The following is a 21,971-nucleotide window of genomic DNA, read 5'->3' on the forward strand; positions in this document are numbered from 1 at the left end:
ATTTGTGGCGAAAAAACAGTTTGCAGTGAAAATTTATTTTTTTCTTTTCATCATAATTTCCATTGATTTGAACTCAGTTCCGTCAGGCGCGTTTTCAAAAGATTCCATTTTTTGAGTGTCATTATCAATTATAGTTACAACTTGTCTGAATTCCTTTATTTTTTTTGTCATGGGATCAACCATTTCTCCATTAAAGGTCGTTGATTTTGAAGCTTCGTCGTATTTTCCAGAAGCAATCATCATACCCGTTCCCATATTGTCAACCCAAGTTGAAGTATATTCTCCAGAAGCATTATTGTAGGCAAGAGTTGAAATGCCTTCAAAATCCATTCCCATCATTCTGCCCGTATGTTTTTGCTCTTGGTATCGGCCTCCTAAAATCATTTTTACTTGAGCGACTGCGGTATATTTCTGTGGGTTTTTATCCTCTGGACTCATCCAAAAGGTCAAATCTTCGGTCCAAGTTCCAGATTCGGAAGCCATTCTTTTGTGCGGTTCTGTAGGTGTTGCATATTCCGTCCAAGCTTTTTGCATAGCTAAAGAATCTATAGGTTCAGAAGTAATTTCTGCTTCTTTTAATTCGGGAACGGTGTCAACTTTATTGATAACTTCTTCTTTAATCGTTACTTCTTTCTTGCAAGAAGTCATGCACAATAAAAGGGCACCTAAATACAAATACGCTGTTTTCATGATTTATATTATTTTGATTGTTTGTCAAATTTACTAAGTAAATCATAAAAAAATAAGAATAATTGAATTGAATTTTATTCTGGCATATAATTATAAGCGCCAACATCTGGAGTGGAAGTTCTAGTATTAAAGTTAATATCGCTTCCGCCTAAATTGTTTCCGAAATTTCTTGCAGAAGATCCTTCTCCAAGCATTAAATTATTTTGATTCGCGTTAATAAATCTTGGGTTTTCTCTGGTAATATTAGTTTCATCGGCCATAAAAGCATACAGCGGATTAGTAGTAACAGTTGATGAAGTACTTAATTTAATAACGCATTTCGTGAAAATTGGTGTAAATGAAATTCCATCATCTTCACGAACCAAAGCCAATCCGTTTTGATTTGTACTGTAAATAATGCAGTTTTCAAATTTAGTATCAACCAAAGCTTGTGTCAAAGGACTTGCTCCTTCGATGAAATTGTCAATTCGCAAACCAAATTTATTGGTACCCGACCAATTGTTGTTAAAAGTGGAATGTATAAAATTATATTTTCCGCCATAATTGCAATACAAAGCGGACGAACCAGCGTAATTGATAACGACATTTTCTCCAGAAATATATCCGGTTTGTGCTAAAATGCCAGAGTTGGCACTATTATAAATCTGAACATTTTTAAGAGTCAAATCTGCAGTTGGATTATTTAATCCTGTATTTCCGGAAACTAAAATTCCAACCGTAGCATTTTTAATCGTAAGGTTTGTAAAATCGTGGCCGGTGCTTCCTTGTGTCAGCCAAATCGCTGACCATTGCCCTGGAATGTCTGAAAAATATTGCTCTAAACGATCGCCTTCAAAAATCACTTCATTTTCTAATTCTTCCGTAAAAGATTGAGCGCCATTAATTTTTATAGCACTTCCGTTGGACGCAATCAAGGCCGCATCAGAATGGAAATGTACTCGAGCGCCAGCGTCAACAGTCAATGTTTCGTTGGGCGGAACCGCCGCATAACCATATATTACATAAGGTTTTGCATTTGTCCAATGCAGTTCATCTCCTTCAAGAAAAAATCCGGGAACTGGCTCGTCTCCAATAGGCAACGTTTCATAATTTCCTTCAGAATCTCGTGCAGGATATAAAAAAACGGCGTCTTTCACTAAAGTAACCAATTCCACGGTTTGCAGGTTGCTTCCGCCGTCAAACTGAATTTGGTCGGTATATAAAAATTGCGCTTCTGGACCCGCAAATTCGTTGTAATCTATGGTGGTTTCTATGAAAATAAACAAACTGTCTTTGGCTAAGAGTTCTACATTATTGAATGATTTTCCATCAGTTCCTTGCATCCCGTCAATCATCATTCGGTATTTTGAATCGCTTTTTCCTAATTTGATATTCGGAATATTGATGTCTTTATTGCTTCGGTTGTACACTTTTAAGCGGTAGGTGCTTGATCCGATATTTGTAAAAACAGTATCTAAATAAACAGTATCCTTAGAAAATTCAAGGCTTCCCGAGCTTGGTTCAAAATCAAAATCTTCGCGACAAGAAGTCATTGAAATTGCAAATACAATAAAAAGGAAAAATATAGAATTACGCATCGGTTTTGAATTTTGGTAAAAATAGTAAAAATCTGATTTGAAATGGACTTATTCTAAAAAATCAGATTCGCTTTTACCTAAACTTCAAAATGTTAAAATTAGTATTTCGGTTTTAACTTTTTTCTGTCTTTTACAACTACCGTTACGCGGTATTTTTCCTTATTTTTGAAAAATATAAACAAACAGAATGGCTTTCGATAAACAAACAATGCTCGACAACTGCAAAAAATGGTGCCAAAACACCTTAATGCAGACTTTAGAAATAGAATTTATTGATGCTGGCGAAGGGTTTTTAAAAGCCCAAATGCCAGTAAATCCAAGAGTCCACCAACCCATGGGATTGTTGCACGGAGGCGCTTCAGTGGCGTTGGCAGAAAGTGTTGGAAGTGCTGCTTCATTAATGTTCATCGATGTGGAAAAACAAGAGGTGAGAGGTATTGAAATTTCTGCAAATCACGTGAAAAGCAAACGCGCTGGAATGGTATATGGAACTGCAAAAATCATTCACAAAGGCAGGATGGTACATCTTTGGGAAGTCAGAATTACGGATGAAAATGATCTTTTGATTTCGCTTTGCAAGATTACGAATATTGTGATGGATAGAACGAAATAAGATGTCAGAGTTACTTAAAAAAGGAACGAGTTATTTAAAGGAAGAAATGCCTTTTGTGATTTATTCCAAGCCGAACGAAGCTGAAATCATTGGGATTTTCCAAAAAGACAATTCTTTGAATCATACGGAAAATTTTACGGAAACAGGATTTGTTTTTGCTCCTTTTGATGGCGAAAAATTTGTCTTGATTCCAGAAAATGATTCTGATATTTTGGTTGAAGCTATTTCCGAAATAACTATTTTAAATTCTTTAAATTCTGCTTCTGAAATAAACTCTGAAGTAAAAGAAAACTTCGAAAATTTAGTTCAAAAAGGAATTGACGCTATTCATTCAGGCACTTTTCAAAAAGTCGTTTTGTCAAGAACAGAAGCCGTTTCTCTTGAAAATGCTGATGTCATTTTTTTGTTCCAAAAATTAGTTGCTACGTATAAAACAGCTTTTAAATACTGTTTTTTCCATCCAAAAATTGGACTTTGGCTTGGTGCAACGCCAGAACAGCTTTTAAAAGTAAATTCAAACGAAATTAAAACTGTGGCGCTGGCCGGAACCCAAGTTTTTCACGAAGGAGAAATTATTTGGGAAAACAAAGAAAAAGAAGAACAGCAATTTGTGACCGATTTTATCAGTCAAAATTTAGATGAATTTGTTTCTGAAAAACACACGAGCGACCCTTACACTTATCGAGCTGGAAATATCGTACATATCAAAACGGATATTTCTGCTACTTTAAAAGATAAAAAAGACGTCAAGAAGGTTTTGAAAATATTGCATCCAACTCCCGCAGTTTGCGGTCTTCCTAAGCTAAAAGCAAAAGAATTTATTATTAAAGAAGAAGGGTATAATCGAGAATATTATTCCGGATTTTTAGGTGAACTGAATAAAGATTTAGCCAAAAATGAATTTGAAAAATCAGATTTATTTGTCAATTTGCGATGTATGAAAATTGAAGATAAAACAGCAAGTCTTTTTATCGGTTGCGGTATCACGAAAGACAGCGACCCTGAAAAAGAGTTTTTTGAAACGGTTAATAAATCATTGACAATGAAAAAAATCTTGTTTTAAAGAGACGCGGTTTCTTTTCTATCTTTATAAAAACAAACAACAAACAGAATGAAATTAGATATATTATTTTTTGGCGCGCATCCTGACGATGTAGAATTGGGTTGTGGCGCAACGATTGCAAAAGAAGTTTCTCTCGGAAAAAAAGTGGGAATCGTAGATTTGACCAGAGGCGAATTAGGAACGCGTGGCACAGTAGAAATTCGTGACGAAGAATCTAAAAATGCTGGAGAAGTCTTGGGTGTTTCGGTAAGAGAAAATTTGGCTTTTAGAGATGGTTTTTTTACAAACGATGAAAAACACCAATTGGAAGTGATCAAAATGATCCGAAAATACCGTCCTGAAATTATAATCTGCAATGCGGTTGACGATCGCCACATTGATCACGGTAAAGGAAGCAAATTGGTTTCTGACGCGTGTTTCCTTTCAGGATTGATTAAGATTGAAACCCATCTTGATGGTGAAAATCAAGATGCTTGGCGCCCAAAAGTAGTGTACCATTACATTCAGTGGAAAGACCTGAAACCCGACTTTGTTGTCGATGTTACCGGTTTTATGGATAAAAAGGTGGAATCGCTTATGGCATACAAATCGCAGTTTTTTGATCCAAATTCTGACGAACCGACGACTCCAATTGCCACAAAAAACTTCCAAGATAGCATTCTTTATCGTGCGCAAGACCTTGGCAGGCTCATAAATTCAGAATATGCTGAAGGTTTTACGGTTGAAAGATATTTGGCAGTCAATAGCTTAGGAGATTTAGTGTAAATTTTTGAAATTTTTATTTGCAGAAATCAGTTTTTGCTGTATATTTGCACTCGTTAAACAAATGGTGGTTGTAGCTCAGCTGGTTAGAGTATTGGTTTGTGGTGCCGAGGGTCGCCGGTTCGAACCCGGTCAGCCACCCATTTTTACAAAGCTTCAGAGAAATCTGAAGCTTTTTTTTGCTCTATTTTAATGCTAATTAAAACTTAAATCAAAAGCATCTTTCAGGCTTATTGATTAAATTAGTAATAAAAACACACTATGTCACAGCAAATTTTTATAGGAAGCACAATTTCCTTCAAGTCGTTAAGAGATTATATTTTTGACCACAAAATCAATAAAGGCGATTCTATAGTACTTAATCCGATGAATTACCAGTCTATTATTGAAGAAATTAAAAAATCAGAAGAAGAAATCGAGATACCAATCAATGTTTTTGGGGTTTTGTTAGTGCAACATGATTCGGTTGAACTTGGTAAAATTCAGATTGTGAAAGATGAAAACTTAAATTCATAAAAAATATAGTAAGTATTTGTTATAAAATTAAATTAAAATATGTATTATTGGGAAAAATATTGTTAGAAATAGATTTCAAGCCAATTACAAATTCTTAATTTAATTTTATGGGAACATTTCTAATTACGAAAAACAAAAATGATCAATTTCAATTTGTTTTAAAAGCAGTAAACGGTGAAGTAATTCTTTCAAGCGAAGGATATTCTTCAAAAGCAAATTGCACAAACGGAATCGAATCAGTAAAGAAAAATTCACAAGACGATTCAAAATTTGAAAAGTTGGAAGCTAAAGACGGGAGAATGTATTTCAACCTGAAAGCTACAAACGGTCAAATTATCGGTTCAAGCCAAATGTATGCTTCAGCATCTGGAAGAGATAGCGGAATCGAATCGGTTAAAAAAAATGCTCCTGAAGCACAGACAAAAGAAGATTTATAATATCATAAGCATAAAAAAAGCTCCGAAGAAATTCGGAGCTTTTTTATTTTATTTTCCATCGCGGTCAACTTTAATTCTTTCTGGTCGATTGGCTAATTCCCAAGCGGTCGCAAAAACCAATTGTGTTCTTTTTTGCAGCAGATCATATTCAATTTTATCTGGCGTGTCAGTGGCTTTGTGATAATCAGCGTGCGATCCGTTGTAATAAAACAAGGAAGGAATTCCTTTTTTTGCAAAATTATAATGATCTGACCTAAAATAAATTCGTTCCGGATCGTTTCTGTCGTTGTATCTGTAATCTAATTCTAATTTTGTGTAATTCTTATTGGCTTCTTCAGAAATCTTGTGCAAATCTGTACTTAAACGATCGGACCCCACCAAGTATACATAATTTCCATTGTCTTTGTGTTTGTCATCACGGCGGCCAATCATATCTATATTCAAATCGGCAACCGTATTTTTTAATGGAAACAGCGGATTTTCGGAATAATATCTTGAACCATGCAAACCGTGTTCTTCGCCAGTGACGTGAAGAAATAAGATGGAACGTTTTGGGCCATGTCCGTCTTTTTTGGCTTGCTGAAATGCTTTTGCAATTTCTAACAACGCCACCGTTCCCGAACCATCATCATCCGCCCCGTTATAAATTTCCCCATTCTTCATTCCCACATGGTCGTAATGCGCCGAAATCACGATAATTTCTTCTGGTTTTTCAGAACCTTCAATTATGGCCCAAATATTTTCAGAGTCGCCTAATTTTGGAGAAAAGGGTCGCGCCATAAATTCAGCAGGTACTTTTTGGTACCAATCTTTGGCTTCTTTTGGATAAGAAACTCCTATTTTTTCATATTGAGAAATTAAATACCTTCCTGCCTTTTTTTGGCCTGGTTCGCCTGTATTTCTTCCTTCCATTTCATCACCGGCAACGATGTAAAGATGTGTTTTTAAATCGTCTGCAGAAATAGTTTTAATGTAGTTGTTAGGTTTTACTGAAGAACAGCTCGCTAAAAAAAGCGAGAGCAGAAAACCAGTCATGAGTGTTTTTTTCATTCTAATTAAAATTAATGTGTTGTATACACAGAATATGCAAGCAACGCAATTGAAAAGAGTGTAATTAAGAAAATGTTGATAATAAATAAAAGTAAGCCTTTTAATCTGGAAATGTATTTTTTCTCACCGAAAAAAGTGCTGTGCGCTCTGAAAAAATAAAAGAAAGAGTAAATAATGGTACCAATACCAATCAGGCCTGAGATTTCATCGCCATTATAAACTAACGCAAACAGCCATTCTAAGACGACACTTATTGTAAAAATAAGTAATAAAAAGCCAAAATAATGCAAGGTGAAGACGCCGCTGTCATAATAATACCATTTTTTCTTGTCATGGAAAAGCCATAAAAAAAATGCGAAAAGGGGCATATATAGAAACAATACTTTTGGAATATTGTGTACTGCATTTTCTTTAATTTGTTCTCTTAATTCCGACTTTGATATTTTTCCTTTGTTGGCGATTGTAAATTTATAAGCTTGGTATTGTAACCAAGAAAATTTTTCTGCATCTGGCAAATGGTTTTGGATAGAATCCAATTGTGTCATATTAGCGATTGATGGTCCATTAAAAACGACAACATCGTTTATTTCCTTTTTTTCTATTTCATTAGTTTCCACTTCTTTTTCAGAATGAATTTCTTCTCTAAAAGAATAATCAGGCAGCATATTTGGAATCAAAAATGTCACAAAACTGATAAAAATATATAATTTCACCGGTGGCACATACAATTTTCTTTTGCCTGCTAAATATTCCTTCGTAAGTTTTCCAGGTATAAACAGTAACGCTTTTATGGTTTTCCAAAAACTTCCATCATAATGTGTCAAATCTTCTACAAAGTGAGTAAAAAGATAATGAAAAGACTTTCGGGTTTCTGTATTTTCTTGGCCACAATTGGGGCAAAATTTATTTTCTACCACGTAATTGCAGTTCAAGCAGGTTTTGTTTTTTCTTATTTTTCCGTGTCCCATCGAAGAGTTTAAACTTATGATTTTAAGATGCTAAAACTATAAATTTTTTAAGGAAATTAAGATTAATAAGTGACAATTTTACATAAAAAAGTAAGGCCTCATCACCTTAGTGCTGAAGCCTTACGCATGAATTACAAATAACTCTAAATTAACGTGATTGCAATTCGTGTTTCCCTTCCTTAATTTCTTCCACCATTTTTTTATTAAATGCCGGAAGGTCGTCAGGATTTCTGCTGGTAACCAATCCATTGTCAACAATTACTTCTTTGTCTGTCCAGATTGCCCCGGCGTTGATCAAATCTTCTTTTACCGAAAAAAAAGACGTTATATTTCTGCCTTCTAAAACATCAGCATTGACTAAAATTTGCGGTCCGTGGCAAATGGCGGCTACTGGTTTTTTCTCTTCGAAAAAATCTTTTACAAATGAAATTGCTTTTTCTTCTCGTCGCAATAAATCTGGATTGATAACGCCTCCTGGCAAAACCAGCGCGTGGTAATCTCCTGAAGTTACCTCGTCTAAGGTTTTATTGACTTCGTATGCTTTTCCCCAATTTCCATCGGCCCAACTTTTAATGGAACCGCTTTTTAAGCTCACAATATCAGCTGTCCAGCCTTGCTGTTCTAAATATTCTTTTGGGGATTTTAATTCGCTTTCTTCAAATCCGTCTGTCGCTAAAATGGCTATTTTCTTGGTCATAATTTGGTATTTTTATTATATTTAGTTGATTCATATAAAGTTACAATATCATTTTGGGCTGTCAATTAATACATTATTAAAATTGTCATAATCTTTGTTAAGGTTTTTTATTTATTCGTAATTTCAAAATTCTATTAATCAACTTTACTTATGAACGATATATTTGATTGGGAACGCCTTTTAATAAACGACCATCCATTTGAATTTTTATTTGAAGTGGTTTTTCGTTCCGTCGTTATGTTTATCATCTTATTGATTACGCTTCGTTTTACGGGAAAACGCGGTGTAAAACAACTATCCATTTTTGAAACGGTAATCATTATTGCCTTGGGTTCTGCGGCGGGCGATCCTATGTTTTATGAAGATGTAGGCATCATTCCGGCAATCACGGTTTTTACCGTAATTATTTTACTGTACCGTTTTGTGACCATGCTTGCCGGAAAATTCAAATGGTTTGAAAAATTAATCGAAGGGAAAACCGAATGTATTATCGAAGATGGGGAATTTTCAATCGGAGCTTTTGCAAAAGAAGGTTTGGCACAAGACGAATTTTTTTCTGAATTGCGTGTGTATTCCATTGATCACTTAGGACAGATAAAAAATGCGTACCTCGAAACTTCTGGCGAAGTCAGCGTTTTTTTTCAAGCCGATGAAGACGTGAAATTCGGATTGCCTATCTTGCCCCAATTATTTGAATTAAAAAGTAAAAACATTCCAATACACGGAACGTATGCCTGCACATTTTGTGGAAACATTCAAGAATTATCCAAAGGGAAAGCCAATTGCGACCGCTGTAATAAAGAAGAGTGGGTAAAAGCCATCAACACCATCAGAATAAAATAAATGATTACAATTTATCCAACAGACGATTACAAAGCGATTCAAGATATTGCCGGAAAAACGTGGCCCGTGACTTACGGCCCAATCCTTTCTTCTGAACAAATTCAGTATATGTTTTCCATGATGTATGATTTAGAAGCCTTAAAAAATCAGGCAGAAACCAAGAATCATCATTTTATTATTGCGGAAGAAGCAGGCAATTTCCTTGGATTTGCTTCTTATGAATTTGATTATAATAAAGAACCCAAAACCAAAATCCATAAAATTTACATTCTTCCAGAAACCCAAGGAAGCGGTATTGGCAAAAAGATGATTTATTACATCGCTGAAAAGGCTAAAAAGAACAGCCAGCAATTTCTTTCTTTGAACGTAAATCGGTTTAACGAAGCCTTTCATTTTTACACTAAAATCGGTTTTGAAAAAGTTGGCGAGGAAGATATTGCTATTGGAAACGGCTATTTGATGGAAGATTTTATTATGGAGAAAAAAATCTAAATTTTGTATTTAATTATATAAAACTTGGCTTAAAATCAATAACATACTTCGTTTTAGATAATGGTAACTTTGGGTAAAACCTAACTAAATTACGCAAAGTCATGATTGAGCAAATAAAAAATTTACCCGATAATATGGTCGGTTTCCGAGCCAGTGGCGAAGTGGTTAAAGATGATTTTAATGTAGTTCACAAAAAAGTCGAACAGCTTGTCGACAAAACCGGAAAGCTGAATTATATGCTTTATCTTGAAAATTCCCCTGCCAATTTTTCCTTGGGAGCCTGGTGGGAAGACGCTTTGCTGGGAGTCAAAAATATAACCAAGTGGAATCGCGCTTCCATCATTTCTGATTCAGAAACGGTCGATAAATTTACTGCGTTTTTTAGCAAGATTATGCCCGGCGAATTTAAGGTTTTTCAAAAAAATGACTTGGAACGCGCCATTGATTGGACATCCGAAAAAATTGACGTAGAATAAAACCAAAAAAGATATCACTATTATGGGAGATTTAAAAAATTTGAGCAATGAAGAAGCCATTTCAAAATTAAAAAAATTGGCGGAAGATATTAGGATTTGTATGTTTTGCACCGATTTATCGCACGTTCCGTTTTCAACACGGCCCATGAGCGTTCAGGAAGTGGATGAATTTGGAAACATTTGGTTTTTGAGCGGTGCTGACAGCGATAAAAATTTCGACATCAAACAAGACGAAAAAGTACAATTGCTTTTTGCAAAAACGGCAAGTTCTGAATATTTGAATGTTTTTGGAAAGGCATTTATTTACAAAGATAAATCGACGATAGAAGAAAAGTGGAGCCCGATTGCAAAAGCGTGGTTCACAGAAGGAAAAGACGATCCAAATTTGACCGTAATTCGAGTACAGCCGGAACACACTTATTACTGGGATACCAAAAGCGGCAAAGTAGTTTCGCTTTTAAAAATTGCCGTTGGAGCAGTGATCGGAAAACCGCTTGACGATGGAATCGAAGGGAAATTATCAGTGTAGTATTTTGTATTTTATAAATAAAGCTTCTGGGAAACCGGAAGCTTTTTTTGTTTCAATTTTTTACGATTGACAACACAATTACATAATTAAAGTTGTGATTCAAGCAGCAAACTTTAACACCAATTAAGCACTTTCCAAAAACTTCTCCCTTAAATTTAAGATATAAATTCCTCTTATGAACAAAATTACTTTTTCTGAAATCTTAAATAAAAGAAATCCATTACCGCGTTGGGCGAAGCTTTCGGTTAAGATTGTTTTAGGAATTTTTCTCTTTGTTATCGTTGCTTACATGAGCTTGGCATTTTATGTAAACACACATAAAAAAGAACTCTTGGCGTCAATAACTGCCGAAATCAACGAAAATATCAACGGAAAATTAACGGCTGAAAGTATGGATCCTACATTTCTGCAAGGTTTTCCAAGAATTTCTCTGCAATTAAAAAATGTAAAAGTAACTGACAGTCTTTTTCAAACCCACCAACATATTTTGCTGGAAGCCAATGATTTTGATATTTCGATAAATTCGTTTGCGTTTCTTCGTGGCGCCCTTGAAATCAGAAAAATAGAGATTCAAGACGCCAGAATTTATTTATATACCGCTGAAAATGGCTACAGCAATTCGTCTATTTTTAAATCAAAAGACGATAAAAAAGCAGAAAATTCGAACGGAAGTTTTTTTGCAGAAGTCAAGAATTTCCAGCTCCACAATGTGACCTTTGTTTCGGATAATCAAAAAGGAAACAAGCTTTTTCAATTTGTAATCAATGATTTAAACGGAAGATTAAAATATAATTCTGATGGATGGGATGCCCATATAAAACTAGATGCTTTAGCAAAAAGTCTTGCTTTTAATACCAAACATGGAAGTTTTATTGAGAATAAGACGCTTGGAGGAAATTTTGATATTCGTTATAATGAAGACGCCGAAAGCATTTTAATTTCGCCAAACGACCTCAAAATTGGCGAGGACACTTTTAATATCAAGGGAAAATTCAATATCTCAAAAGAGAATTCACAGTTTTCAATCGGAATTATTGCCGACAAAATTCTTTGGAAAAAGGCTTCTAATTTGCTTTCCAATAATATCAGCAAGCAGTTGGATCGTTTTGATTTAGAAAAACCAATTGACGTGACCTGCGATATTGTGGGCGATTTGAATTCTCAAGACGATCCGCTGATTTATGTCAAAGCGAAAATCAAAGACAACCGACTTCATGTTCCAGACGGTATTGTGGATAACTGCAATTTTACAGGGATTTTCACCAATGAATATATCAAAGGGAAAGGTTTTGACGACCCAAATTCTGCTGTGAAATTACTAGATTTTAAAGGAGATTACCAAGAAATTCCGTTTGTGATGGACACAGCACTTATCAGTAATTTTGAAAAGCCCATGGCTTCCGGAACTTTTAAATCGCAATTTCCACTCGAAAAATTAAGCAAAACAATTGACAAAGATTTATTGGTTTTTACTAAAGGAAATGCGGATGTCAGTTTAAAATTTAAAGCCGATATTGTTAATTTTGAAATTACAAAACCAATTTTTTCAGGTCTGGTTAATGTTAAAAATGGTGATGTAATATATGTGCCAAGAAAACTTCGATTTAAAAACACAAATGTGGCTTTGGATTTTACGGAGAAAGAACTTTTGATTAAAAACATAACGCTCCAAAGTGGAAAAAGCGTGATTTTGATGGAAGGCGATATTCAGAATTTTTTAAATTTATATTACACTGATCCAGAACGAATTGTACTGAATTGGAAAGTGAAAAGTCCGCAGTTGCATTTGGCTGAATTTTTGGGATTTTTAGGTAGCAGGAAGAGCAAACAAATGGTTAAACAGAGTAAAAATAAAAATACATTTTCTGACAACTTGAATTTCTTATTTGAGAAAAGCAATGTGGCAATGAACGTTCAGGTGGACAAATTTTATTACAATAAGTTCTATGCTACTGATGTCAGGGCAAATGTGCTTCTTTCGCAAACGGGAATTGCTGTAAAAAATGCCCACGTCACTCATGCTGGCGGTTTTATGGATGTCGATGGTTTACTTGCACAAGGAAAAACGACAAATAAATTTGCCATAAATGCCGTGGTTAAAAATGTAAATATTGAGAAATTCTTTTATGCTTTCAATAATTTTGGGATGGAATCAATGTCTTCCAAGAACTTAAAAGGCTTTTTATATTCCAAAGCAAATATTACCGGAAGCATATCAAATGACGGAAAACTGGTAACAAATTCAATGAACGGAACCGTAGATTTTGATTTGCAGAAAGGCGCTTTGGTCAATTTTGAAGCCTTAAAAAGTGCTGGAAAATTTGCCTTTCCGTTTCGAGATTTAGACAACGTCACTTTTACAAATCTTAACGGAAAGTTTGATATTAAAGGAGAAAAGATAAAAATTTATCCAATGAAAATTAATTCGAGCATCTTAAATATGGATTTGGCCGGAGTTTATTCTTTCGGAAAAGGAACTAATATTACGCTTGACGTGCCCCTTCGAAATCCAAAAAAAGACAAAGATATTACAGATGAAGAATTGCTTGAACAACGAAGAAATCGAGGCATAGTAATCCATCTTTTGGCTAGCGATGACGAAGACGGAAAAGTGAAAATTAAATTGGTCAGTAAAAAGACAAGTGAAAAAGCAGTGGAAGAATAGATGGTGCTTAAATTTTTCGATCTTTGTATAAATAATAAAAAGGCATATGAAAACCGAATTTAGTGAAGAAAATACTTTTTCTGAAGATTTTAATTCAGAACTTTCAGGTGAAGTCGCGGCGCAATTAGAAGTATTAAGCGAAGAAGGAAACGAGTATTTCGATGAAGAAGATTATGAAAAAGCAATTGCCGTTTGGAAACAAGCTTTAGCATTAATTCCGAATCCACAACATGCTTTTTTAGAAAGTTTTTGGTTGGAGAGCGCTATTGGCGATGCTTATTTTATGTCGGAAAAAAATAAAGAAGCACTGCCACATTTTTTAAATGCCAAGAGCAGTAGTAAAGAAAATGCGCATGATAATGCATTTATAATGTTGCGCCTAGGGCAATTGTATTTTGAAGCCAATGAATTTGAAAATGCAAAAGAATATTTATTGCGCTCGTATACGTTGGATGGCGAAGAAATTTTTCAAGGAAGCAAAGAAAAGTATCTTGAGTTTGTGAAGGAAAATATTGATCTCTCTGAGATTTGATTTAGATTAAAAATAGTTACCATTGCTGTTGAAAACTTGGTCAATAATTATAAAATAAAATACTGAAATAATATAACTTCATATATCTAAAATCGATTACATTTACTGCGTTAAATTCCCTTAACTAAATTTATAAATTATAGAAATTATGAAACTAAAATCAGTTTTGTTCCTAGCTGCTTTTGCAATTGGAACTACTGTGAATGCCCAAGAAGTGAAAATCAAAAAAGAAATAGCTTCTATCGATGGAAAAGAATATGTGCGTGTAGGCGATTGTGGTATGTTTGCCAAAGAATGTTTTATCAGCAATCTTGAAGGCGAGCAACTGATTTTAATTAAACCGCTTGAAGATCCGAAAATTCCGGGAACTTATTTTCAAGTGACATTTTTAGAGACAAATACAAAGGTGGAAATTAAAAAGACCATAAAGCCTTTTATTAAAATGCTTCACGAAAATAAAATTGTGACTGACGAAGGAAAGCTAAACTTGGAAAGAGTAAAAGTTTTTTCAGAAAAGTATGGAAACAGAATTTCAGCTAAAAAATAAAAAAATGCGAAGTGAAAGCTTCGCATTTTTTGTTTCTATAATTTTATAAAACCTTAAAACGGATAGCCGATTGCCAAGTTAAAGACCAGATTTTCTTTTCTCCAACCTCTATCTCCAAACTGGATTTGGTCTAAAACCCAGCGGTTCCCTTCTGGTAAATATGGTTTTCTGATAGGGAAGGCCAAGTCCAGGCGCAAGACTAATAATGATAAGTCAAGACGCAAACCGGCACCGGTTCCCACGGCCAATTGTTCGTAAAAATTTCCTGTAAACTCTGCTCCGGGTCTTTGGTCATCTTTGTTCATCAACCAAATATTTCCAGCGTCGACAAAAATGGCACCGTGGACAATGCTGAATAATTTAGCGCGGTATTCAGTGTTTAGTTCCAGTTTAAGGTCTCCTGATTGATCGGGCAGAAATGAATTTTGGGGCGTTTCTTCATAGAAAGTTCCTGGTCCAATTGAACGGGCTCTAAAGGCACGGATGCTATTTGTCCCTCCAATAAAAAACTGCTTGATGAACGGCATTTGGTCTGAATTTCCATAGGGAACTCCAACTCCTGCAATAATTCTGCTGGCCAATTGTGAATCTTTTCCCAGTTTTAAATAATGGCGAAATTCGTGTTCCATTCTTGCAAACTGGCTGAACGGAACGCCTAATATTTCTTTGGGATCATTTTTGTCGCCACCCATTGCCAAACCGGCAATTGTTGCAGAAAGGTCTAAACTTCCTTTGTAATAAATCGTGTTTCTCTTTCTTTTTTGCATCGTATTCGTGTACGTATACGAGTAGGTAGGTCCAAAAATTAATTGCTTGTCAATCACTCGTTGCAATGCTTGGTTGCCAGGAATTGCGGGTGTTCCGTCAGGTTGCGCAGGAACACCATCGATCTGATCTTGGTATTCTTGCGTCACATTTCCAGAAGTTACGTAGGTGATTTCGGTAACGTTCAATTGATGTTCCTTTCGAGCGTTTTCTTTCCACAAATAGCCAAAGGAACCTCTAAAAGTGTTTAAAGTATAAAGTCGCTGTCTTTCTTGGTGTTCAAATCCTAGCAAAGCTCTTGTCTTTGGAACAAACCCTTCACCAGATTCCATCTTAAAGGGACCGATAAATCTGGGCCAAACTAAACTGGCTTCGCCTCCAAAACGGAAAACGTTGTAGCCTTTATTCTGTCCCGAAACTTGAACTTCCATTCCGCCAAAACCTGTCAAAGTCAATAATTCAGCACCTTTAAACGTGTTTCTGTTGCTCCAATTTACATTTAATTCGGTGCCCGTATAATTCGCTGAATTTGTTTTTGCTAAAACTTCCACACGAATCGATTTCTTCGGAAGCGGTGTCAAATAATAGGTAGTATTTAAAGCATTTTTGATAGAATCAGAAGGACGGAACTCGTTTTTTACGAACTTAAAAGTTCCCAAATTTATCAAGCGATTCAATGACAAATTGTGATCTGTCCTGTTGTAAACATCGCCTTTATAGAAATATAAAGTTCGGTCATAAATCCTCGGGTCAAAAGTTCGTGCCGTATCAATTATCGTAAAATCTTTGTATTTTTCAGGAACCGCTTTTGAAAAGACATTTGTGGTGTCATTTGTTGAAAGCGTATAATTTGGATAAATCGTAATTTGGTCTATCGTATAAATTTGTTTCGCCTTGGCCGGAGTTTCCTCTTTCACTTTTACAATCAGATCGACTTCTTTGGTTCCCACGGTGCTGTCGACTTGAACCAGCAAATAATCTGGACTGAAATAATAATAGCCTTGTTCTTTTAAACGGGTGTCAATTCGTTCCCTTTCGGTTTTAATTCGATCTAAATCATAGGGCTGGCCAACTCTCAAACGGCTTCTTCTGCCTAATTTTGCAATATCTCTTTCCAATGTATTTGTGGTATCCGAAGGAAACGTGACGCTTTTAATTTTGTATCGATATCCCGGACGAACCGTATATTCAGCCGTAACTTTTTTATTGTTGCTTTTTCCGGTAGAATCTGATTCGGTTCTTACTTTGTAATACCCTTTATTTTCGGCATAATTTTGGAGAATACTTTCGTTGTAAGCCAAGTCGACTTGACTGAACAAAACGGGTGGCTGGCCCACTTTGTTTCGCAACCAATAACGGAAACCTTTATCTTTTGTAGGTTCTCCTGCTAAATTGTAAAAATATAATTTCGGTCGCAGTCCTAAAAATGAACTGTTTGGTTTTGGACGAAGCAGAGGTTCTAATTGTTCTTCTAGATTTTTTCTTTCTTTTTTTGAAATTGCGGTGTCTTCTACTTTCACAGAACCCCCAACATATAAAGCTTCACCTTCTGGTAGGTATTTCAAGTTGCTACAGCCACCTATAAAAAGGGTCGCGAAAAAGAGGTAATATAGGGTGCTTTTATTCATTGTCTTTGTCTTTTTTGGCATTTTTGTCAGTGCGTTCTTTTTGTTCTTCGGCAGACTTTTCATTCGTTGCTTTCTCTTTTTCTCGTCTTAATTTATCTTTTTCCTTAATTTCTCTGTCGATTTTTTTCTGTTCTTCCGTCTTGTGAAAAAGTTCGCTGAACTTGTTGTAATCCATGGTGATGATAAATCCAACGCCCGTTTCAATAACTTGTCCCTGCAAAGCGACTTGGTACTGGTTTTTTCGATATGCGCGAACCATATAACGGCCATCTTTTGTCAATTGGTAATCGGCAGAAAGATCGCCGGCAATATTATTGGTTTCTTCATTGGCTTGTTGCGGGCCTTCCAATCCAAAACTGCTTCCCACAGTCACTTTCAGACGGTCGTTTAAAAGTCGTTTTGAAAGGCCTACATTTAAGTCGGTTCGGTCTTCGCGAGAGCCCGTCGTGTAATCTTCTCTTGACTGCAGATCAAAATCTAATTCAACGCCTTGAACCAAATCTCCAGCCAAATTATTCAGTTGTTGCGATAAAATTTTACTTACGCTTTGGCGAGCTAATGAACCTGCAGAAGTACCGCCAGCTTCACTAGAAAACGGATTTTCTCCGATAAACCTTCCTAATAAAAGCAAGGCAAAAACCTGTTTGTTCAATTCGCCTTCTTGCTGGCGAAGTTGCGCCAATTTGGTTTTGGTCAGGTTGGTCACTTCCGTGGCAACGGTATTATTTCCTTCGGGCAAAGTAATGTCAAAAGTAATTTCTGGTTTCAGCAATTCGCCCTTCATTTTAAGCAAAGTCTCAAACGGAATTCTTTGTTTGTAAATATTTCTATTCGTCGTAATTTGATTGTCAACCAAGTCAATAGGAGCGGTTTCAATTTCATAAACGGCCGTAATATTGATGTCGGCAGTAGTCGGCTCGCCTGTCCAAAGTATGTAGCTTCCTTTTTGGATTTCAAACCTTCTTTTGATGAAATTGAATGACATTTCATACGCTCCTTCGTCAAATTCATAACGCCCTGTCAAAGTCGTTTTACCAGATTCATCAATGCCTCCGGTCAATTGCGCTTCTCCTTTTAGGTTTAAATAATCACCGTTTCCTTTGTCGATAATCATTGTCAGTTCGGCTTCTTTCACGATTTCAATATTCACCGAAACATCCATTCCTTTAAATTGCGATTGGTTCAAAGAATCGGCAACGATAAAACGCTTGTCGATCTGCATACCGTCTTGGTCGATGAATTCCACAATTCCTTCACGATCGGCAATCGAAGGATCAGATTGTGGTAAAACAATCGTCAAAGCAGTATCTTCATTAATTTTCAATTCACCGCGAACCACAGGTTTGTTCAAATCGCCTTTTACGCTTAATTTGGTGTCAATAAACAAATCACCATAATACAAATCATTGTCTTTGGCTACAGAATTTACGACTTTAAAATTTTCTGCGTTCACACGTAAATCAAATCCGAAATCTGTATAATTTGTAGTCAAAACACGACCGTCAACTATCAATTGGTTGTCATCACTATCGGAAACAGAGAAATTATCAAGCGTGATTCCTTGATTAGTAAACGAAATTTTATCATTCATTTCATCGAAATAGGAAGCAAGCTGTGTCACTCGCAAGCCAATTTCATTAAATTTTAATTCACCGATAACATTCGGATCAGTTGTGTTTCCGGTAATTTTAAAATCTCCAGATAAAAATCCGGTGCTTTGGGTAATGGCTCCCATTGTAAATCCTTGGATACTTTTCATATTCAATTTTTCAATATCCAAATTCATATCAAAAGTTGAATTGTCCGTTCTGTAATTTCCGGTCAGATTCACTTGGTTTCCATCTCCGCCATTAATGGCCACATCAGCATTCAAGGTATTTGCCGTGTTGTTGTCCACTTTTATGGCAATATTTCCAACGGTATCGGTTTTAAATGTAAAGTCTTCAATATTCAAATCTGCGGTAAAAGTCATTGTTTTGGTCACATCTTTTACCAAGACATTACCGTTGATTCTTCCGCCTGCTAAAAGCGTGTCTTTTGCAACAGCATTGGTAATGGTGGCAATTTCAAAATCTTTTAAAGTAACATCCAACGGCGAATTGGCGCTTTCTGATTGTGACTGAATTTTGATCGAACTTGCTTGATTTGACAATTCAAAATTGTTGGCATATATTCCTTTGGAGCCAAATTCTAAAATATTTTCACGGTCAATGTCCCAAGGCTCATAATTCAAAACCAAGCCGTCTGGCTCTAAAGAAATTTTTGTATTTCCGTCTTCTGCTTTCAAGCTTCCAGCCAAAAGATATTGGTCCTCGTCTTTATTATCGCGAATCAGTACCGTATAATTTACTTTATTTTCAGCCACTTGCCCCGAAATGCTGGTGTAAGGCAAATTGATCTGTCCACTTTTGATATCGTCGATAACCAAGCTGTAAATTAGCGCATCTTCGTCTGTTTCAATATCTAACTCGCCGTTTGTGATGGTATTTGTTCCATACACAATCTTCGGTATTTTTCCGTTTACCGTGATGGAATCGCCTTCAGAATTATACCTTGCCTTAATTTCTATCGGAGACAAAGCGGTCAATTGAGGCATAAGTTTCATTAAGATCGGTTCGTCGCGCACTACTAAAGTCAAGTCAAATTGCTGTGGCAAATTTGTTTTTTTCGGCGCTGTTGGATTTGTATTGTAATATTTTGAAATGGAATTTGTCAAAGCCGTCCCAATTTGGTCGTACTGAAAATTTCCCGTCATTAAAGCATTTGCAAACTGAGATTGAATGCGGATCGAGTCCATTTCTGCGGAAGAAAAAGCATCCACTTTGATAGAATCTAGTGAATAGGTTTCTTTAGCATCTACCATCAGAAAATCATAAAGACGGACTTTGCCATTCAAATTTTCTGGACTCGAATCGGTAATATCTGCAAAAATATTTCCTCTTAATTTCAACGGACCAGCGTGCAGATTCAGTTTTTCTAAATCGGCAATATCAGTGTTCAGTTTTAATTTTACGGCTGGATATTTTCCTTTAAATTTTCCTTCGGCAACCATGTCAAAAGTCAGGTTGACGTCGTTCATTCCGGCTGTAATATCAAAATTTGCGTTTTTGATAGCGCCTTTTAATTTCAAGTCTTTATATGTGTATTTATTGAATTCCGCTTTGATCAAAGTTCCGTCAATAGAAGCATTTGCGGTTTGGGGATCAAATCCGGTGCCTTTCACTTTGGCTTTCAAGCTGACTTTTCCAAGCGAATCATTTTTTAACAATTTTCCGATATCAAAATTATCAATCGTTGCATCGGCATCATATTTTTCATAATTTTTACGTCTTTGGTCAAAAGTCGCCTTGATTTTGGCCTTTCCAAAACTGCTCGCCAAATTCATATCCGTATTGAAATTTGAAATTCCGCCCTTAAAAAATCCGTTCAATGACAATTGCGAAGGAAGCTGAATATTTGCAGGAATCGTTCCTTTTGGCACAAACATATTGATATCTTTTGCGGTCGATTTCAATTGATTGATCTTCAAATCAAAATAGGCTTTTTCAACATCGGGCAAACCCGTAATTCTTCCGCTTACGGAAACAACAGTCGAACCAATGCCACTTATTTCTAATTTAGGAATCGAAAGATCATTGACTTTTCCATAAACTTTACTGTTGATATACAAAATTGCATTCGGATTGCTCTTAAACGGATTTTGATTTTCCAAAGTCGGAACAAATAGCAAAATGTCTTTGAAACCAATTTGACTGTTTTCTAAATTTGCATCAAATCCCGAATCACCTAAATTATCTGCGATTTTTGACAAGTCATTGTAAGTCACATTTATTTCGTCTTTGACTAAAGTCTGCGGTGTTTTTAAGTATAAATTTTTAAGCGAAGCTCTTTTGCTTCCGTAAAAAAAGTTGGTTTTTAAGGATTCAATATCCAAACCGCTTTGGTCTTTTATTGAAAATTCTTTAATATTTCCATAAATTGAATCATTGCTGTAATATAATTTTTCTCCTTGAAGTTTTACATTTTCGAGATTCAAATGCTTGTAATCCATCCCTTTTTTAACTCTTGGGGAATTTTCATCATCAAATCTAAAAGCAATATTTTGAATGGAAGTTTCATTCAATTTTAATTTCCATTGCGGACCTGATGCTTTTAAAGATTCTGGTGCCTGAACTTCAATGGGTTTGTCTAATTTTCCAAAAGTCAAACCTCCAGAAATACCGTCAATCTCAAATTTTTCTAAATCAATAAATTGCTTTTTTAAATCGATTTCATTGAATTTCAAAAGCAGTTTTTTCAATTTAATTCCTGTATTTAAAGCGGAGCCCTTGTTGTCAAAACCAACATCAATATTAGCCAATAAAATCTCTCCTACTTCTAAATTTAAGTCAGGCCTTTTGACCGCTTCATCAGTCACTTCTACCGTATTTTGGGCAACTTCTTGAATGATTTCGCCTTGTTTCAGCATTACTTTAAATCCGTCCAAATTAATTTTTGGAACCGTAAAATCCATTTTATCTAAATCAAATTTGGTGATTTTTGTATCAAAATGGTTCACATAGGCATTTAAGTCGTTCTTTGAAATGGCGTCTTCAAAACGTAGTTTTATGCGGTCAAGATTGATGTTTTTTACCGAAATTTTCATCGGTGCAGCAGTGGTGTCTTTCGGTTCGTTCGAGGCAAAAGCGTCAATAATATAATCAAAATTGAAAACGGAATCTTTGTCCCGTTTTATGGTGGTGTTAATTCCTTGCAAATCCAGCGAATTGATTTCTACCTCGTTGTCCAAAAGCTTGAAAAGACTGATATCCACTTTCACTTTATCGCCCGCTAAAAGCGTATCGCCCGTCTGGCTTTCAAAATAGATATCTTCTAAAATGATGTATTTTGGAAGTCCGATTTCAATTCTTCCGACCTTAACCGGTGTTTTGATTTTTCCTTCTAAATAAGTTACAGCCTTATCTTTAATTATGTTTTGGAAATAAGGAATTTGTATTAAAATCACAATCAAAAGAAATAGCCCCAGCAATGAACCAATGATCCACGCTAAGATTTTTAGTGTTTTTCTGACGTATTTATTTAATTTAAAAGATTTAGTAGGTTTGTTCAAAATGAAATAGT

The 21,971-nt window shown here is 35.5% G+C and carries 19 protein-coding genes and 1 tRNA gene; 13 read left to right on the plus strand and 7 right to left on the minus strand.

All coding sequences use genetic code 11. The annotated features are described in order from the left end of the window. Positions 1-33: 33 nt before the first annotated feature. Entirely contained in the window at positions 34-690 is a 657-nt protein-coding gene (locus EG849_RS12725; RefSeq protein ID WP_125013476.1) for a DUF1579 domain-containing protein, read from the minus strand. 74 nt (positions 691-764) lie between these two features. Beyond that, on the minus strand, positions 765-2,267 hold the full coding sequence (locus tag EG849_RS12730) for a hypothetical protein (protein WP_125013477.1): 1,503 nt from the start codon (positions 2,265-2,267) through the stop codon (positions 765-767). A 187-nt stretch (positions 2,268-2,454) separates the two neighbouring features. Between EG849_RS12730 and EG849_RS12735 the strand changes: the two genes are divergently transcribed. The 6 genes from EG849_RS12735 to EG849_RS12760 all read left to right on the plus strand — a co-directional run bounded on the left by EG849_RS12735 (position 2,455) and on the right by EG849_RS12760 (position 5,658). Further along, the gene (locus EG849_RS12735; protein ID WP_125013478.1) at positions 2,455-2,880 is read left to right on the plus strand and encodes a PaaI family thioesterase; all 426 of its coding nucleotides are present in this window, start codon (positions 2,455-2,457) and stop codon (positions 2,878-2,880) included. A 1-nt stretch (position 2,881) separates the two neighbouring features. Beyond that, complete coding sequence (locus tag EG849_RS12740) at positions 2,882-3,943, plus strand: isochorismate synthase (protein ID WP_125013479.1); 1,062 nt, start codon at positions 2,882-2,884, stop codon at positions 3,941-3,943. Positions 3,944-3,991: 48 nt separating this feature from the next. Further along, positions 3,992-4,708: a bacillithiol biosynthesis deacetylase BshB1 gene (bshB1, locus tag EG849_RS12745; protein ID WP_125013480.1), complete on the plus strand. Its 717-nt coding sequence runs from the start codon at positions 3,992-3,994 to the stop codon at positions 4,706-4,708. Between the two features lie 64 nt (positions 4,709-4,772). Continuing rightward, a tRNA-His gene (locus tag EG849_RS12750) sits at positions 4,773-4,846 on the plus strand. A 120-nt stretch (positions 4,847-4,966) separates the two neighbouring features. Further along, positions 4,967-5,221, plus strand: a complete 255-nt coding sequence (locus EG849_RS12755) for a hypothetical protein (RefSeq protein WP_125013481.1) — start codon at positions 4,967-4,969, stop codon at positions 5,219-5,221. A 107-nt stretch (positions 5,222-5,328) separates the two neighbouring features. Further along, entirely contained in the window at positions 5,329-5,658 is a 330-nt protein-coding gene (locus tag EG849_RS12760; RefSeq protein WP_125013482.1) for a YegP family protein, read from the plus strand. Between the two features lie 48 nt (positions 5,659-5,706). Here EG849_RS12760 and EG849_RS12765 read toward each other — a convergent pair whose 3' ends face one another. The 3 genes from EG849_RS12765 to EG849_RS12775 form a co-directional block, all read right to left on the minus strand. Next, positions 5,707-6,708, minus strand: coding sequence for a M28 family metallopeptidase (locus EG849_RS12765; protein ID WP_125013483.1), 1,002 nt, complete (start codon positions 6,706-6,708; stop codon positions 5,707-5,709). A gap of 11 nt (positions 6,709-6,719) precedes the next feature. Beyond that, complete coding sequence (locus EG849_RS12770) at positions 6,720-7,676, minus strand: DUF3667 domain-containing protein (protein ID WP_125013484.1); 957 nt, start codon at positions 7,674-7,676, stop codon at positions 6,720-6,722. A 148-nt stretch (positions 7,677-7,824) separates the two neighbouring features. Further along, entirely contained in the window at positions 7,825-8,373 is a 549-nt protein-coding gene (locus tag EG849_RS12775; RefSeq protein WP_125013485.1) for a type 1 glutamine amidotransferase domain-containing protein, read from the minus strand. Between the two features lie 150 nt (positions 8,374-8,523). Between EG849_RS12775 and EG849_RS12780 the strand changes: the two genes are divergently transcribed. The 7 genes from EG849_RS12780 (at position 8,524) to EG849_RS12810 (ending at position 14,457) form a co-directional block, all read left to right on the plus strand. Then, positions 8,524-9,216 (plus strand): DUF421 domain-containing protein, encoded by a 693-nt coding sequence (locus EG849_RS12780; protein ID WP_125013486.1) that lies wholly within the window; start codon positions 8,524-8,526, stop codon positions 9,214-9,216. After that, the gene (locus tag EG849_RS12785; RefSeq protein WP_125013487.1) at positions 9,217-9,708 is read left to right on the plus strand and encodes a GNAT family N-acetyltransferase; all 492 of its coding nucleotides are present in this window, start codon (positions 9,217-9,219) and stop codon (positions 9,706-9,708) included. It abuts the gene before it with no gap. 101 nt (positions 9,709-9,809) lie between these two features. Beyond that, the gene (locus EG849_RS12790; protein WP_125013488.1) at positions 9,810-10,184 is read left to right on the plus strand and encodes a SpoIIAA family protein; all 375 of its coding nucleotides are present in this window, start codon (positions 9,810-9,812) and stop codon (positions 10,182-10,184) included. Positions 10,185-10,206: 22 nt separating this feature from the next. Beyond that, complete coding sequence (locus EG849_RS12795; RefSeq protein WP_125013489.1) at positions 10,207-10,713, plus strand: pyridoxamine 5'-phosphate oxidase family protein; 507 nt, start codon at positions 10,207-10,209, stop codon at positions 10,711-10,713. A gap of 175 nt (positions 10,714-10,888) precedes the next feature. Beyond that, positions 10,889-13,378, plus strand: a complete 2,490-nt coding sequence (locus EG849_RS12800; RefSeq protein WP_125013490.1) for an AsmA family protein — start codon at positions 10,889-10,891, stop codon at positions 13,376-13,378. A 46-nt stretch (positions 13,379-13,424) separates the two neighbouring features. Beyond that, a complete protein-coding gene (locus tag EG849_RS12805; RefSeq protein ID WP_125013491.1) occupies positions 13,425-13,910 on the plus strand; it encodes a tetratricopeptide repeat protein in 486 nt (161 codons plus the stop codon). A 148-nt stretch (positions 13,911-14,058) separates the two neighbouring features. Further along, positions 14,059-14,457 (plus strand): hypothetical protein, encoded by a 399-nt coding sequence (locus EG849_RS12810; protein WP_125013492.1) that lies wholly within the window; start codon positions 14,059-14,061, stop codon positions 14,455-14,457. 53 nt (positions 14,458-14,510) lie between these two features. Here the strand turns inward: EG849_RS12810 and tamL are convergent, their stop codons facing one another. Both tamL and EG849_RS12820 read right to left on the minus strand, forming a co-directional pair. Continuing rightward, complete coding sequence (tamL, locus tag EG849_RS12815) at positions 14,511-16,850, minus strand: translocation and assembly module lipoprotein TamL (protein WP_125013493.1); 2,340 nt, start codon at positions 16,848-16,850, stop codon at positions 14,511-14,513. Beyond that, positions 16,843-21,960: a translocation/assembly module TamB domain-containing protein gene (locus tag EG849_RS12820; protein ID WP_233581802.1), complete on the minus strand. Its 5,118-nt coding sequence runs from the start codon at positions 21,958-21,960 to the stop codon at positions 16,843-16,845. Before EG849_RS12820 ends, tamL begins: the two co-directional genes overlap by 8 nt. Positions 21,961-21,971: the final 11 nt, after the last annotated feature.

The sequence above is a fragment of the Flavobacterium macacae genome, from assembly GCF_003865365.1.
In the GTDB taxonomy this organism is placed as follows: domain Bacteria; phylum Bacteroidota; class Bacteroidia; order Flavobacteriales; family Flavobacteriaceae; genus Flavobacterium; species Flavobacterium macacae.

Bases quoted from the DNA above. Each gene is read 5' to 3' on its own strand.
- EG849_RS12770 (WP_125013484.1), bottom strand. From the start codon at position 7,676: ATGGGACACGGAAAAATAAGAAAAAACAAAACCTGCTTGAACTGCAAT.
- EG849_RS12775 (WP_125013485.1), bottom strand. From the start codon at position 8,373: ATGACCAAGAAAATAGCCATTTTAGCGACAGACGGATTTGAAGAAAGC.
- EG849_RS12805 (WP_125013491.1), top strand. From the start codon at position 13,425: ATGAAAACCGAATTTAGTGAAGAAAATACTTTTTCTGAAGATTTTAAT.
- tamL (WP_125013493.1), bottom strand. From the start codon at position 16,850: ATGAATAAAAGCACCCTATATTACCTCTTTTTCGCGACCCTTTTTATA.
- EG849_RS12730 (WP_125013477.1), bottom strand. From the start codon at position 2,267: ATGCGTAATTCTATATTTTTCCTTTTTATTGTATTTGCAATTTCAATG.
- EG849_RS12810 (WP_125013492.1), top strand. From the start codon at position 14,059: ATGAAACTAAAATCAGTTTTGTTCCTAGCTGCTTTTGCAATTGGAACT.
- bshB1 (WP_125013480.1), top strand. From the start codon at position 3,992: ATGAAATTAGATATATTATTTTTTGGCGCGCATCCTGACGATGTAGAA.
- EG849_RS12740 (WP_125013479.1), top strand. From the start codon at position 2,882: ATGTCAGAGTTACTTAAAAAAGGAACGAGTTATTTAAAGGAAGAAATG.
- EG849_RS12800 (WP_125013490.1), top strand. From the start codon at position 10,889: ATGAACAAAATTACTTTTTCTGAAATCTTAAATAAAAGAAATCCATTA.
- EG849_RS12725 (WP_125013476.1), bottom strand. From the start codon at position 690: ATGAAAACAGCGTATTTGTATTTAGGTGCCCTTTTATTGTGCATGACT.
- EG849_RS12795 (WP_125013489.1), top strand. From the start codon at position 10,207: ATGGGAGATTTAAAAAATTTGAGCAATGAAGAAGCCATTTCAAAATTA.
- EG849_RS12735 (WP_125013478.1), top strand. From the start codon at position 2,455: ATGGCTTTCGATAAACAAACAATGCTCGACAACTGCAAAAAATGGTGC.
- EG849_RS12780 (WP_125013486.1), top strand. From the start codon at position 8,524: ATGAACGATATATTTGATTGGGAACGCCTTTTAATAAACGACCATCCA.
- EG849_RS12755 (WP_125013481.1), top strand. From the start codon at position 4,967: ATGTCACAGCAAATTTTTATAGGAAGCACAATTTCCTTCAAGTCGTTA.
- EG849_RS12760 (WP_125013482.1), top strand. From the start codon at position 5,329: ATGGGAACATTTCTAATTACGAAAAACAAAAATGATCAATTTCAATTT.
- EG849_RS12785 (WP_125013487.1), top strand. From the start codon at position 9,217: ATGATTACAATTTATCCAACAGACGATTACAAAGCGATTCAAGATATT.
- EG849_RS12790 (WP_125013488.1), top strand. From the start codon at position 9,810: ATGATTGAGCAAATAAAAAATTTACCCGATAATATGGTCGGTTTCCGA.
- EG849_RS12765 (WP_125013483.1), bottom strand. From the start codon at position 6,708: ATGAAAAAAACACTCATGACTGGTTTTCTGCTCTCGCTTTTTTTAGCG.